General features: G+C 63.6%; 12 protein-coding genes. 10 read left to right on the top strand and 2 right to left on the bottom strand.

Translation table 11 applies throughout. From position 1 onward, the window contains the following. The first annotated feature begins 200 nt into the window (after positions 1 to 200). The 7 genes from ACF2JD_RS15505 to ACF2JD_RS15535 all read left to right on the top strand — a co-directional run bounded on the left by ACF2JD_RS15505 (position 201) and on the right by ACF2JD_RS15535 (position 8488). Positions 201 to 1556, top strand: a complete 1356-nt coding sequence (locus ACF2JD_RS15505) for an ABC transporter substrate-binding protein (protein WP_440987744.1) — start codon at positions 201 to 203, stop codon at positions 1554 to 1556. Between the two features lie 14 nt (positions 1557 to 1570). Next, entirely contained in the window at positions 1571 to 2530 is a 960-nt protein-coding gene (locus tag ACF2JD_RS15510) for an ABC transporter permease subunit (RefSeq protein WP_440987745.1), read from the top strand. A 31-nt stretch (positions 2531 to 2561) separates the two neighbouring features. Beyond that, positions 2562 to 3383 (top strand): ABC transporter ATP-binding protein, encoded by an 822-nt coding sequence (locus tag ACF2JD_RS15515; RefSeq protein ID WP_411649774.1) that lies wholly within the window; start codon positions 2562 to 2564, stop codon positions 3381 to 3383. A 27-nt stretch (positions 3384 to 3410) separates the two neighbouring features. Next, positions 3411 to 5993: a nitrite reductase large subunit NirB gene (gene nirB, locus ACF2JD_RS15520; protein ID WP_440987746.1), complete on the top strand. Its 2583-nt coding sequence runs from the start codon at positions 3411 to 3413 to the stop codon at positions 5991 to 5993. Further along, entirely contained in the window at positions 5990 to 6349 is a 360-nt protein-coding gene (gene nirD / locus ACF2JD_RS15525) for a nitrite reductase small subunit NirD (RefSeq protein ID WP_440987747.1), read from the top strand. Before nirB ends, nirD begins: the two co-directional genes overlap by 4 nt. Before the next feature lie 145 nt (positions 6350 to 6494). Next, a complete protein-coding gene (locus tag ACF2JD_RS15530; RefSeq protein WP_303807415.1) occupies positions 6495 to 7586 on the top strand; it encodes a PfkB family carbohydrate kinase in 1092 nt (363 codons plus the stop codon). After that, complete coding sequence (locus ACF2JD_RS15535) at positions 7580 to 8488, top strand: pseudouridine-5'-phosphate glycosidase (RefSeq protein ID WP_106887678.1); 909 nt, start codon at positions 7580 to 7582, stop codon at positions 8486 to 8488. Before ACF2JD_RS15530 ends, ACF2JD_RS15535 begins: the two co-directional genes overlap by 7 nt. Before the next feature lie 70 nt (positions 8489 to 8558). Here the strand turns inward: ACF2JD_RS15535 and ACF2JD_RS15540 are convergent, their stop codons facing one another. Next, positions 8559 to 9284 (bottom strand): carbonic anhydrase, encoded by a 726-nt coding sequence (locus tag ACF2JD_RS15540; protein WP_262108461.1) that lies wholly within the window; start codon positions 9282 to 9284, stop codon positions 8559 to 8561. Between the two features lie 449 nt (positions 9285 to 9733). Here ACF2JD_RS15540 and ACF2JD_RS15545 point away from each other — a divergent pair, with 449 nt between their 5' ends. The 3 genes from ACF2JD_RS15545 to ACF2JD_RS15555 all read left to right on the top strand — a co-directional run bounded on the left by ACF2JD_RS15545 (position 9734) and on the right by ACF2JD_RS15555 (position 12297). Continuing rightward, entirely contained in the window at positions 9734 to 10711 is a 978-nt protein-coding gene (locus tag ACF2JD_RS15545) for a cytochrome-c peroxidase (RefSeq protein ID WP_163154328.1), read from the top strand. A 243-nt stretch (positions 10712 to 10954) separates the two neighbouring features. Beyond that, on the top strand, positions 10955 to 11710 hold the full coding sequence (locus tag ACF2JD_RS15550) for a DNA/RNA non-specific endonuclease (protein ID WP_440987748.1): 756 nt from the start codon (positions 10955 to 10957) through the stop codon (positions 11708 to 11710). Positions 11711 to 11949: 239 nt separating this feature from the next. Beyond that, complete coding sequence (locus ACF2JD_RS15555) at positions 11950 to 12297, top strand: DUF2541 family protein (RefSeq protein ID WP_408777398.1); 348 nt, start codon at positions 11950 to 11952, stop codon at positions 12295 to 12297. Between the two features lie 37 nt (positions 12298 to 12334). On the opposite strand, the gene mog is transcribed toward ACF2JD_RS15555, so the two are convergent. Continuing rightward, positions 12335 to 12865, bottom strand: a complete 531-nt coding sequence (gene mog / locus ACF2JD_RS15560) for a molybdopterin adenylyltransferase (protein WP_025325984.1) — start codon at positions 12863 to 12865, stop codon at positions 12335 to 12337. Positions 12866 to 13064 lie beyond the last annotated feature (199 nt).

The following is a 13064-nucleotide window of genomic DNA, read 5'->3' on the forward strand; positions in this document are numbered from 1 at the left end:
AGTTTCTATGGATTAGCCAATTTGGCACGGAAAGTGAATTAGTCAACATACAAGGAGTGATGGTGCCCATGGGCCCGTCACTCGCAACAGGGCAAAGAGGCCTCACCGATCCCGGATCGGTGAGGTTTTTTTTTGGCCGCAACTCTGCAACGGCGCAGGGGAACGGCTGCCCATGACTGTGATGTGAGCGAGGAAGGCGAATGAACAAGAGACAAGGATGTACGGGCTTGCTGCTGGCGACGCTGTCGCTGCCGGTACTGGCGCTGGGGGCACCTGAACAGGAGGAGCTGAGGCTCGGCTTCATCAAGCTGACCGACATGGCGCCGCTGGCGGTGGCCTACGAGCGGGGCTACTTCGAGGACGAGGGGCTCTACGTGACCCTGGAAGCTCAGGCGAACTGGAAGATACTGCTGGATCGGGTGATAGACGGCGAGCTGGACGGCGCCCAGATGCTGGCGGGCCAGCCTCTGGCGGCCCACATCGGCATAGGCACCCAGGCCGAGCTGGTGACGGCTTTTGCCATGGATCTCAACGGCAACGCCATCACGATGGCGAACAGCGTCTGGGCCGCCATGGCGCCCCAGCTGCCCAAGGCGAAGGCGGGCCAGGTGCCGCCACCTGTGAGCGCCGCGGCCCTCAAGCCCGTGGTGGCCGAGTACCGTCAGGGGGGCAAGCCGTTCAACATGGGGATGGTGTTCCCCGTCTCCCCCCACAACTACGAGCTCAGGTATTGGCTGGCGGCGGGCGGCCTGCACCCCGGCTTCTATGCGCCCAAGCTCGGCGACAACTCGGGCCAGCGTCAGGCTGACGTGCTGCTCTCGGTGACGCCGCCGCCCCAGATGCCCGCCACCCTGGAGGCGGGCACCATAGCCGGCTACAGCGTGGGTGAGCCCTGGAACCAGCAGGCGGTCGCCAGAGGCATAGGGGTGCCCGTCATCACCGACCTTGAGATCTGGCGCAACAACCCGGAGAAGGTGTTCGGCGTCACCCGGCAGTGGGCAGAGCGCCACCCCAACACCCATGTCCGGCTGGTGAAGGCGCTGCTGCGGGCGGCCTGGTGGCTGGATGCGGAGCAGAACGGCAACAGGCGCGAGGCGGCCAAGCTGCTGGCAAGGCCGGAGTACGTGGGGGCCGACGAGCAGGTGATTGCGAACTCCATGACCGGCACCTTCGAGTACGCCAAGGGGGACAAGCGCCAGCTGCCTGATTTCAACGTCTTCTTCCGCCACCACGCCACCTATCCCTACTACTCGGACGCCATCTGGTATCTGACCCAGATGCGGCGCTGGGGCCAGATCCCCGAGGCCAAGCCGGACGCCTGGTTCGAGCAGGTGGCCAAGGCGGTGTATCAGCCGGGCGTCTATCGCCAGGCCGCCGAGGCACTGATCGCCGAGGGCAAGCTCAAGGCCACCGACTTCCCGGATTTTGCCCGCGAGCAGGGCTATCGCGGCCCCCAGGATGGCTTCATCGACGGCTTGCTCTACGACGGCCGCCACCCCAACGCCTATCTGCAGCAGTTTGCCATCGGCCTCAAGGGCGATGAGCGAGTGCAATGAGCAAGGAGAACCCGATGAAACGACACAAGTGGCTATCCATCCATTGGAAAGCCGTCAACTGGAAAGTCATGGTGCAGCCCCTGCTGGGCGTGCTGCTCTTCCTCGGCCTCTGGCAGTGGGGAGCTAGCCAGGTGCAGACCAGTCTGGGCACCCTGCCCGGGCCGGTGGCCACCGCCAGCCAGTTCTGGTCCCTGGGTCAGGATCACCTTGCCGAGCGGGAGAGGGCGAGCGCCTTCCTCGAGCGCCAGCAGGCGCGCAACGCTGCAAGGCTGGCGCAGGATCCGGCGGCCGAGGTGAAGCTGCGCCCCTATACAGGGCGTCCCACCTTCTTCGATCAGATCGCCACCAGCCTGCTCACTGTGTTGTGCGGCTTTGGGCTGGCGACCCTGATCGCCATCCCGTGCGGGGTGCTGCTCGGCATGAACCAGGGGCTCTATCGCGCCGCCAACCCGGTGATCCAGCTGCTCAAGCCGGTGTCACCCCTGGCCTGGCTGCCCCTCATCACGCTGGTGGTGAGTGCCCTCTACGCCAACCCCAGCCCCTGGCTCGCCAAGTCCTTCCTCACCTCGGCCCTGACGGTGACCCTCTGCTCCCTCTGGCCGACCCTGATCAACACGGCGGTGGGGGTGGCGGGGCTGGACAGGGATCTGCACAACGTCAGCCGGGTGCTGCGGCTCTCCTTTGTGACCCATGTGCGGCGCATAGTGCTGCCCGGCGCCCTGCCCATGATCTTCACCGGGTTGCGGCTCTCCCTGGGGGTGGCCTGGATGGTGCTGATCGCGGCCGAGATGCTGGCCCAGAACCCGGGGCTCGGCAAGTTCGTGTGGGACGAGTTTCAGAGCGGCGGATCGGCCTCCTTGGCCCGGATCATGGTGGCGGTGATCACCATAGGCCTCATCGGCTGTGCCCTGGACAGGGGCATGCTTGCCCTGCAGCAGTGGTTGTCCTGGGACAAGCGCCAAGTGCTGCGTTAATCACATTCCTATTCAGGCAGGAGAAGAGCCAATGAAGAGTTATCTGGAGATAAGCGACGTCGGCATCTCGTTCGAGACGGAGCAGGGCAGCTTCGAGGCCCTCAGCCGGGTCAACCTGCGCATCGAGAAGGGAGAGTTCGTCTCCCTCATAGGTCACTCGGGCTGCGGCAAGAGCACGGTGCTCAACCTGGTGGCCGGGCTGCTGGAGCCGACCCTCGGCGGCATCATACTCGATGGCCGCGAGGTGGCGGGGCCGGGGCCCGAGCGGGCCATGGTGTTCCAGAACCACGCCCTGCTGCCCTGGCTCAGCGTCCAGCAGAACGTGGCGCTGGCGGTGGGGCAGGTTGAGCCGAACCGGCGGGCGGTGGCGGAGCGGGTGGATTACTACCTCTCCCTGGTGCAGATGGATCACGCCAGCCGGAAGATGCCCCATGAGCTGTCGGGGGGCATGAAGCAGCGTGTCGGCATAGCCCGCGCCCTGTCGCTCTCCCCCAAGGTGCTGCTGATGGACGAGCCGTTCGGCGCCCTCGATGCCCTGACCCGGGCCCATCTGCAGGATGCCCTGATGGCTATTCAGGCGGAGCTTGGCAACACCGTCATCATGATCACCCACGACGTGGACGAGGCGGTGCTGCTCTCCGATCGCATCTGCATGATGACCAACGGCCCCAGCGCCACCGTCGGGGAGATCCTGACAGTGGATCTGCCAAGGCCGAGGGACAGGGTCGCCCTGGCGGACGATCCCCACTACCACAAGCTGCGCCAGCAGGTGCTGCGCTTCCTCTACGAGAAGCAGCGCAAGGTGACCCCCCTCAAGACGGCCGAGAACGTGCGCAGCAAGCTGCGTGCCTGAGCCCAAACGGATTCAAGGAAGAGAGATATGGCTGACAAAGAGCAACAGTGGGTGGTAGGCGACGGCATGGATCTTAACGATCGCCAGAGCGCCGGATCCCCCGAAAAGGCTGGTAAGCAGCGTCTGCTGGTGATCGGCAACGGCATGGTGGGTCACCACTTCGTCGAACAGCTGGTGGCGGCCGGCGGGCTGGCGCGCTTCGAGGTGACGGTATTCGGGGCCGAGCCGGACTCCGCCTACGACAGGGTGCACCTCTCCGAGGTATTCGGCGGCAAGGCCCCGGAGGCGCTGCGCATGGCGGATCCCGCCTGGTATGAAGAGAGCGGCATTGCGCTGCGGCTGGGGGCCGAGGTGGAGGTGCTCGACAGAGCTGCCCGCACCCTGACGCTCGCCAACGGCGAGCAGTTCCCTTACGACCGTCTGGTGCTTGCGACCGGCTCTGTGCCCTTCGTGCCCCCCATCCCCGGCCATCAGCGGGAGGGCTGCTTCGTCTACCGCACCCTGGGGGATCTTGCCGCCATCCGCGATGCCTGCGCCCAGGCCCGCAGCGGCGTGGTCATAGGTGGCGGCCTGCTGGGGCTGGAGGCGGCCAACGCCCTGCGCCTGCTCGGGCTCAAGACGCAAGTGGTGGAGTTTGCCCCCAGGCTGATGCCGGTGCAGCTCGACGAGAGCGGCGGCGCCGTGCTGCGAGACAAAATTCAGGCCCTCGGGGTCGAGGTGCTGGTGGAGAAGGCCACCGAGTGCATAGAGCAGGGGGAGCAGGCCCGCCACCGACTGTGCTTCAAGGACGGCTCTCATCTTGAGACCGATGTCCTGCTGTTCTCGGCGGGCATCCGTCCCGCCGACGCCCTGGCCCGGCAATCGGGGCTGGCGGTCGGGGAGCGCGGCGGCATCTGCATCGACGACGGCTGCCACAGCTCGGATCCCGCCATCCTCGCCATCGGCGAGTGCGCGCTCTGGCAGGGGCGCATCTTCGGCCTGGTGGCCCCCGGCTACCAGATGGCGCGGGCCGCCGTGGCCAGTCTGTGCGGCGGCGAGAGCCGTTTTGTCGGGGCGGACATGTCCACCAAGCTCAAGCTGATGGGGGTGGACGTGGGCTCCATCGGCGACGCTCACGCCAGCACCGCCGGCGCCCAGGAGCTGCTGCTGCTGGACAGGGTCAAGGGCATCTACAAGAAGCTGGTGACCGACGGCGAGGGCAATCGGCTGCTCGGTGCCATCCTGGTGGGGGACGGCAGTGATTATGAGCGGCTGCTGCAGTACTACCAGAACGGGGTGGCGCTGCCCCAGCCGCCCCTCTCCCTGCTGGTGGGGGAGGCGGGCGGCGCGGCGGCGCCTCTGGTGCTGCCGGACAGCGCCATCCTCTGCTCCTGCCACAACGTCAGCAAGGGGGAGGTGGTGGCCGCCGTTCGGGCGGGCAATCACGAGCTGGGGGCAGTGAAGAGCTGCACCAGGGCGGGCACCGGCTGCGGCGGCTGTGGCAACCTGCTCAAGCAGGTGGTGGATCAGACTCTGGCAGACCTTGGGGTGGAGGCGGACAAGGGGCTGTGCGAGCACTTCACCTACGGCCGCCAGGAGCTCTACCACCTGGCCCGGGTCGGTGAACTGAAGAGCTTCGAGGCGCTGCGGGACAAGCACGGTCAGGGGCTGGGGTGCGACATCTGCAAGCCGACGGTCGCCTCCATACTGGCGTCCCTCTGGAACGAGCACGTGCTGGAGAAGCCACACCGCACCCTGCAGGACACCAACGACGCCTTCCTTGCCAACCTGCAAAAGGACGGCACCTACTCAGTAGTGCCGCGCATCCCGGGTGGGGAGATCACCCCGGACGGCCTCATCACCATAGGGGAGGTGGCGCGCAAGTACGGCCTCTACACCAAGATCACCGGCGGCCAGCGCATCGATCTCTTCGGTGCCCGGGTCGACCAGCTGCCCGCCATCTGGGGCGAGCTGGTGGCGGTGGGCTTCGAGACTGGCCAGGCCTACGGCAAGTCGGTGCGCACCGTGAAGTCCTGCGTCGGTTCGACCTGGTGTCGCTACGGGGTGCAGGACTCCATGACCCTGACCCAGACCCTGGAGCACCGCTACAAGGGGCTGCGGGCCCCCCACAAGCTGAAGTTTGCTGTCTCCGGCTGCACCCGGGAGTGCGCCGAGGCCCAGAGCAAGGACATAGGCGTCATCGCCACCGAGCGCGGCTGGAACCTCTATGTGTGCGGCAACGGCGGCATGCGGCCGCGCCACGCCGATCTCTTTGCCACCGATCTCGACGAGCAGACCCTGATCCGCTACATAGACCGGCTGCTGATGTTCTACGTGCGCACAGGGGATCGGCTGCAGCGCACCTCGGTCTGGATGGAGAGCATGGAGGGGGGGCTCGACTACCTCAAGTCGGTGATCATCGAGGACAGGCTCGGCATCGGCGCCGAGCTGGAGGCCATGATGGGGGAGATAGTCGGCACCTGGCAGTGCGAGTGGAAGAGCACATTGGCGGATCCGGACAAGCTGAAGCTGTTCGAGGCCTTCGTCAACCGGCCCGAAGACGAGACGCCGCCGCGCCGTGAGGAGCGGGGCCAGTGGGTGCCGGATATCAGTATCAAGGAGGTGGTATGAAGGATTTCAAGGAAGGCACAGCGCACCCCGAGCATGGGCAGTGGCATAGGGTGTGCGAGCTGTCCGCCCTGCCGGAGCAGGCCGGGCGCAGCGCCTGGCTGGAGGGGCGGGTGCTGGCGCTGTTTCGCCTCGGGGGGCGGGTCTATGCCCTGGATGGGGTGGACCCTCTGGCCGGCGTGGCCGTGCTGGGGCGCGGCCTGGTGGGAGACGCCGGGGGCGAACCCGTGGTTGCCTCCCCCCTCTACAAGCAGCGCTACGCCCTGATGGATGGCCGCTGTCTGGACGATCCGGCCCTGAGTGTCGCCTGCTGGCCGGTGCGGCTGGAGGGGAGCGAGGTCTGGGTACAGTTGGGTTGAGTGGCATCATCTGAAAACCATTTTTTGATCGCCGGGCACTGCCCGGTGATTTTTTGTGGCTGACCCGACATTTCTTGCACGAGAGGATGGCGGGAAAACGTTTTTCGGAAATAATGGACAAACGTTTGTAACTGGATGTTTGTCTATGACGGAACGTGAACAAGAGATCCTCGCCCTGCTGCGCCAGGATCCCATGATTGCCCAGCAGGAGCTGGCAGACAGGCTGGGTATCAGCCGCTCGGCGCTGGCGAGTCACATCTCCAGCCTGATGCGCCAGGGCTATGTGCAGGGGCGCGGCTATGTGCTGCGGGAAGGGCCCTACGCCGTGGTGATCGGCGGTGCCAACATGGATATCTGCGGCTGCAGCCACGACAACCTGCGCATCGGCGACTCCAACCCCGGCCGGGTCCGCACCTCCGCCGGCGGGGTGGGGCGCAACATAGCCGAGAACCTGGCGCGGCTCGGCACAGACACCCGGCTGCTGACGGCTGTGGGCAACGATCAATACGGTCATCACCTGCTGGAGGTGAGCCAGCGCGCCGGCGTCGATGTGCGCCAGGCGTTGGTGCTGGAGGGGCAGGCGACCTCCTGTTACCTCAGCCTGCACGATGGCAGCGGCGAGATGAGCTGCGCCGTCAACGACATGGGCATCATAGACGAACTCACCCCGGCCCGGCTTACCCCGCTCACCGGTTTCCTTGGCGCGGCCCGGCTCTGGGTGCTGGACACCAATCTCGCCACCCACACCCTGGACTGGCTGTTCGAGCGCCAGGGTGAACACATCATCTTCGTCGACACCGTCTCTGTGGCCAAGGTGGAGAAGATCCGCCCCTGGCTGCATCGGATCCACACCCTCAAACCGAACCGCAGCGAGGCGGAGCAGCTGTGCGGCTTCACCATAGCCGGGCCAGATACCTGGCCCATGGCGGCAGCCTGGTTCCACCGCGCCGGGGTGCAGCGGCTGTTCCTGAGCCTCGGCGATCAGGGGATTTTCTATAGCGACGGGGAGTGCCAGGGCCATCTGCCTGTGCTCGGCAGCCCTGTCGTCAACGTGACCGGCGGTGGCGATGCCTTCATGGCAGGGCTGGCCCACGCCTGGTTGCAGGAGCAGGGCATCATGGAGACGACCCGTTTCGCTCTCGGCTGCGCCGCCCTCACCGTCAATTGTTCCGATACCGTCTTTTCCGGCCTATCCAAGGCCGCCGTTGAACGCATGCTGGAGGAGTACCCATGTTGAACGCTTACCTCGATATCCAACCTGAAGTCGCTGCTGCCCTGGCCGCCGGCAAACCCGTCGTAGCCCTGGAGTCCACCATCATCTCCCACGGCATGCCCTATCCGCAGAACGTGGAGACGGCGCGCCAGGTGGAGCAGGTGGTGCGCGACAACGGCGCCGTGCCGGCTACCATCGCCATTCTGGATGGCCGCCTCAAGGTGGGTCTGGATGCGGGGGCGCTGGAGGCGCTGGGCAAGGCCGGTCACGCCGCCACCAAGTGCAGCCGCCGTGACATCCCCTTCGTGCTGGCCAACAAGGGGCTGGGGGCCACCACGGTCGCCTCCACCATGATCATCGCCGCCATGGCGGGGATCCGGGTGTTCGCCACCGGCGGCATCGGCGGCGTGCACCGCGGCGCCCAGGAGACCTTCGACATCTCGGCGGATCTGCAGGAGTTCGCCCAGACCCCGGTGGCCGTGGTCTGCGCCGGTGCCAAGTCGATACTCGACATCGGCCTGACCCTGGAATATCTGGAGACCCAGGGGGTGCCCGTCATCGGCTACCAGACCGAGGAGCTGCCCGCCTTCTACACCCGCGAGAGTGGCTTCAAGGTGGATTACCGCCTCGACACCCCGGCGGCCATTGCCGAGGCGCTGCGCCTGAAATGGGAGCTGGGGCTGGCCGGTGGTGCCGTGGTCACCAACCCGATCCCGACCGAGTTTGCCATGCCCAAGGCCGACATAGATGCGGCTATTGCCCAGGCACTGCGTGAGGCGGACGAGCAGGGCGTCAAGGGCAAGGCATCCACCCCCTTCCTGCTGGCCCGGGTGTGCGAGCTGACCGGCGGCAACTCCCTGGCGGCCAACATCCAGCTGGTGCTGAACAACGCCGCCCTGGGGGCGCGCATCGCCGCTAGCCTCTAACGACTCGCGGTGAATGCAAAAGAGGGCCTGTTGGCCCTCTTTCTATTGCGAAAATCGCTTACATAAAACCCTATTGCAGCACCTGGCGCCCGTTGAGGGGCTGGACGGGTCTGTTGTTGGGGTGGTGCATCACCGCCTTGAAGGCGTCGATCTGGGCCTGACTCACCTGCACCGGCTGCTTCATCACCAGCCAGCGTACCCCTTCCGAGCAGGGCGGTGTGGTCAGCGAGCCGCTGAAGCGGTAGTAGTCGCGCTGGGTGGGCAGCAGTTGCTCTGCCGAGAGCGGCACCTTGAGGGCACGAGTTTCCCCCGCCTTGGTCGGCAGCGCCTGCCAGGCCTGGCTCAGGGCCGGGTTGGCGCGGCCCGCCTCGAACATCACCGCCACCACCGCCAGCTCCCCCTTGCCATTGGCATGGACTAGGTGCCCCTCCAGGGGGTAGGACTTGCCCTCGATGAGGTTCTCGCTGGGAGCGTGGAAGTGGAACTGCTTGAGCTCGAAGGCCATGCCGTCGAGTTGCAGCGTGCTGCCGGGGGCATAGTTGACCTGTACCGTGTGGCCGTTATTGACCAGCGTCTTGCCACCTGGCAGGTAGTGGAACTGCAGCGGCGCCAGCTCGGCCTCCACCAGAGCCGTGAGGTTGACCGGCGACTGGTTGCTGCCGGCGCACTGGCCAAACTCCGGGGTCAGCCTTGCCCATTTCGCCGGGCCGGCCTCACCACTGTATTCCCAGTGCACAGTAGCGGCGAAGGCAGTGGGGCAGAGCAGCAGGGCGCCGGCCAGCAGGGACTTTCTCATCATATATCCTTATCTTGATTGAAAAGCACAACCATTCGCCTCCTTGATTTAGTGAAGGAATAACAAATGGCATCGTCTGAAATAATGGGAACAACGGCTCAGACCGGCTTCTTTATTATTGATGGCGACAGCTGACCATATTTATGATGCATATTAAATGAATCTAATTAACGGGCGGTCGCCACTGCATATTGAATAATCGCTTTATTCAATGACAGCAATCTAATTAATAGGCTGTCGTTGCTGATGAATTAGCTCATAATTCACGCATCGAAATTCAGCTTGTTTTTACCTCGCAAGTCCCCGCCGTTACTCCGCCTGAAATAAATCAATCCATTGTTTTTATTGTGGTTTTTTGTAACCTATATTGATCTTGGGCAAATAAAAGACAACCTTTCCCGGGCAGGCTGAGGCTGCGATTGTTCGCAGACTCAAGGGAGAGAAAAAAGATGAATAAATATTGTCTGCTGCTGGCACTGGCCTTGCCCGGGATGGGGTGGGCGAGTGAGCCGATACAAGCGGTCGAGGCCGCCAAGGTGAAAGACCCGGCGAAAGTCGAGCTGGGCAAGATGCTGTTCTTCGAGCCCAGACTGTCAAAATCCAATGCCATCTCCTGCAACTCCTGCCACAACCTGGCAACCGGCGGGGTGGACAATCAGGTCAGCTCCCTCGGCCACAAGTGGAAGGAGGGGCCGATCAACTCCCCGACCGTGCTCAACTCCAGCCTCAACTTCGTGCAGTTCTGGGATGGTCGCGCCAAGGATCTCAAGGAGCAGGCGGCCGGGCCCATAGAAAACCCGCTTGAGATGGCCTTCACCCACAAGCTGGCGGTGGGCACCCTGCACACCCTGCCCGAGTACCGCGCCCGCTTCGATGCTGTCTACGGCAAGGCGGACTTCGGCATAGATGAAGTCACCGATGCCATCGCCGCCTTCGAGGAGACCCTGATCACCCCCAATGCCCCCTTCGATCGCTGGCTGAAGGGGGACGGCAAGGCGCTGACGGCGCAGCAACTGAAGGGGTACCAGCTGTTCAAGGAGAAGGGCTGCACCGCCTGCCACAACGGGGTCGCCATAGGTGGCAACTCCTTCCAGAAGATGGGGCTGGTCAAGCACTACCAGACCGACAACCCGGCCCAGGGACGCGGCGCCGTGACCGGCGAGCCGCAGCTCATCGGCTGGTTCAAGGTGCCCACCCTGCGCAACATAGAGCTGACCTACCCCTACTTCCACGACGGCGCCGTCTGGGATCTCAAGGAGGCGGTGCAGATCATGGCGGACATCCAGCTCGGCCAGCGCCTGAGCGAGCAGGAGGCCGACGACATGACCGCCTACCTCAAGAGCCTGACCGGGGAGCAGCCGCAGATAGTGCTGCCCATACTGCCGCCGTCCCGGCCCGATACCCCCAGGCCTGAGGTGAAGAGCTGAGCTACATGAGGAGAGTGGCGGAGCCGGTGGCTCCGCTTTTTGTCTGCCTATCTATCTGATAACCAAGTCAAAGTGCCGTTCCTGTCACAGCGAGGACGGGATGGCAATCCCCCAGCTGGCGACAGGGATTTCACCGATCTGCCGTCCCCCTCACATTTCCGCACTGCTCGCTATTTGTGCGATTGCCTTGCTCATCCGACCTGGTGTCAAATCACTCCGCCTAACACAAGGAGTGGCATAATAATGAATAATATCAATAAATTAGTTCTGGCTATCGGATTTACTCTCACCACTTTCCCGACCCTGGCGGCGGGCTTCCAGTGCAAGGATCACGTTGCCCTGGGAGTGCCTGGTCAATCCAGTCAGCTGCTGTGCCGGGAGGGCTATGCCGCCGGTTACAACTACGACACCAAGGTCTCTGACTGGGTCTCTTACCGGATGACGGTGGCCAGCGCCCAGGGGCAGGTGCCGCGCAAGGATGCCTTCGCCGAAGACAAGGAGGTGCCGGTGCAGTACCGCGCCACCCTGGCGGACTACAAGGGCTCGGGCTTTGACCGCGGCCATCAGGCGCCCGCGGCGGACATGCGCACCAGCGCCACCACCATGAAGCAGAGCTTCCTGCTGACCAACATGACGCCGCAGTTGCCGGCCCTCAATCAGGGGGCCTGGCGCATTCTGGAGGAGAAGACCCGGCAGTGGGCCATCGCCTATGAGAATGTCCAGGTGATCACGGGCCCCATCTTCACCAACTCCGATGGCGCCATCGGCAATGGCGTGACTGTGCCCCATGCCTATTACAGGGTGGTGATGGACGTGGCCAACCAGGAAGCCATCGCCTTCATCCTGCCCCAGGAGAATGTGTCGGCCAGCCGGCTTGCGGACTACATAGTGACTGTGGATGCGGTGGAGGAGCAGACCGGGCTCGATTTCTTCGCCGCGCTGCCGGATGAGCCGGAAGAGGCCATGGAATCCCAGCTGATGAACATGTGGGGCAACTAGTCTCCCCAGAGGTGATGACGGGGGCCTGAGTCCCTGTCATCACAGGTCCCGGGCGTGAGGTGCCATCATCGGAATGAGCCTCGCCTGGCTATTGCCTTGCCCACTGGTACAGCTCCAGTACAGCTTGGGTTTGGCTATGGGCCCTTATCATGCCCCTTTTTTCAGGAGGCATAATGTCAGCTCTGTTTTCTCTTCATCTCTCATCCCCCTTTACCCGCGCCTTGCGCATCCTGGTGCCGATGGCGCTGCTCGGCGGGGTTGTGTCCCCGGCCATGGCCGATGATGAATTTCGGCTGGGCAATACCATGCTGCTGGGGGTGGGCGACCATGCTGCCATCATTCCCGTCATCATCTGTCGTCCGGCCAAGTCCATCATGGTCAAGGCGGGGCGGGAGCTGACCCTGGACAGGGTCAAGGTGATCTACGGCAATGACCGCAGCAAGACACTGCATTTTGACAAGAACCTGAAAGAGGATCAGGAGTCCGGCTGGAAGTCCCTCGGCAGCCGGGTCTGCATCAAGCGGATCGAGGTTTATGGCAATTCGGAAGGGAGCAAGGCGGGGGTCAAGGTGTACGGCCGTAAATAAGAGAGGGACGGGGGCTTAACATCCCCCGTCCATTTAGCTATTTCTTGGGGCGGAATGGCTTGATGACGGCTTCATCGCACTCGAGATAGGGCCCGTCCATCAGGTCGATGCAGTAGGGGATGGCGGGGAAGACCGCATCCAGGCACTCGCGGATGGACTTGGGCTTGCCCGGCAGGTTGACGATGAGGGAGCTGCCGCGCAGGCCGGCGGTCTGGCGTGACAAAATGGCGGTGGGCACGAACTTGAGTGACTCGGCCCGCATCAGTTCGCCAAAGCCCGGCATCATGCGATCGCACACGGCTTCGGTGGCTTCCGGCGTCACATCCCGCTTGGCCGGTCCTGTGCCGCCCGTGGTGACGATGAGGCAGCATGACTCCTCATCCGCCAGCCGAACCAGGGTCGCCTCAATCTGATCCTGCTCATCCGGGATTACCTGATAGACGGGTTCCCACTCCGAGGTCAGATAGGCGTCAAGGGTGTCGATGATGGCCTTGCCGGAGAGATCTTCATAGATGCCCGCGCTGGCGCGATCGCTGACGGTGACTATACCGATTCTTGCCTTGCTCATGCTCAACCCTTGGTCATTGGAAAAAGTGGTAAATAAAATAACATAATCAGTGAGATATGTTAAACCACCGGCTTGGGTGCGAGATGGAAAGGCTTGAATTGAGAGTCGAACGAAAAGCAGATCTATTCGCTATCGACGAATAGGGAATAAGAAGAGCCATAAAAGCCTTTAAAATTTATAAAAAAAGTGACGCATGGGG

The organism is Aeromonas ichthyocola, assembly GCF_046087985.1.
Taxonomy (GTDB): Bacteria; Pseudomonadota; Gammaproteobacteria; order Enterobacterales; family Aeromonadaceae; genus Aeromonas; species Aeromonas rivipollensis.

Coding starts and splice junctions, on each gene's coding strand:
- ACF2JD_RS15550 (WP_440987748.1), top strand. CDS start 10,955: ATGAATAATATCAATAAATTAGTTCTGGCTATCGGATTTACTCTCACC.
- ACF2JD_RS15540 (WP_262108461.1), bottom strand. CDS start 9,284: ATGAGAAAGTCCCTGCTGGCCGGCGCCCTGCTGCTCTGCCCCACTGCC.
- ACF2JD_RS15555 (WP_408777398.1), top strand. CDS start 11,950: ATGGCGCTGCTCGGCGGGGTTGTGTCCCCGGCCATGGCCGATGATGAA.
- ACF2JD_RS15535 (WP_106887678.1), top strand. CDS start 7,580: ATGTTGAACGCTTACCTCGATATCCAACCTGAAGTCGCTGCTGCCCTG.
- ACF2JD_RS15510 (WP_440987745.1), top strand. CDS start 1,571: ATGAAACGACACAAGTGGCTATCCATCCATTGGAAAGCCGTCAACTGG.
- ACF2JD_RS15545 (WP_163154328.1), top strand. CDS start 9,734: ATGAATAAATATTGTCTGCTGCTGGCACTGGCCTTGCCCGGGATGGGG.
- nirD (WP_440987747.1), top strand. CDS start 5,990: ATGAAGGATTTCAAGGAAGGCACAGCGCACCCCGAGCATGGGCAGTGG.
- ACF2JD_RS15530 (WP_303807415.1), top strand. CDS start 6,495: ATGACGGAACGTGAACAAGAGATCCTCGCCCTGCTGCGCCAGGATCCC.
- mog (WP_025325984.1), bottom strand. CDS start 12,865: ATGAGCAAGGCAAGAATCGGTATAGTCACCGTCAGCGATCGCGCCAGC.
- ACF2JD_RS15515 (WP_411649774.1), top strand. CDS start 2,562: ATGAAGAGTTATCTGGAGATAAGCGACGTCGGCATCTCGTTCGAGACG.
- nirB (WP_440987746.1), top strand. CDS start 3,411: ATGGCTGACAAAGAGCAACAGTGGGTGGTAGGCGACGGCATGGATCTT.
- ACF2JD_RS15505 (WP_440987744.1), top strand. CDS start 201: ATGAACAAGAGACAAGGATGTACGGGCTTGCTGCTGGCGACGCTGTCG.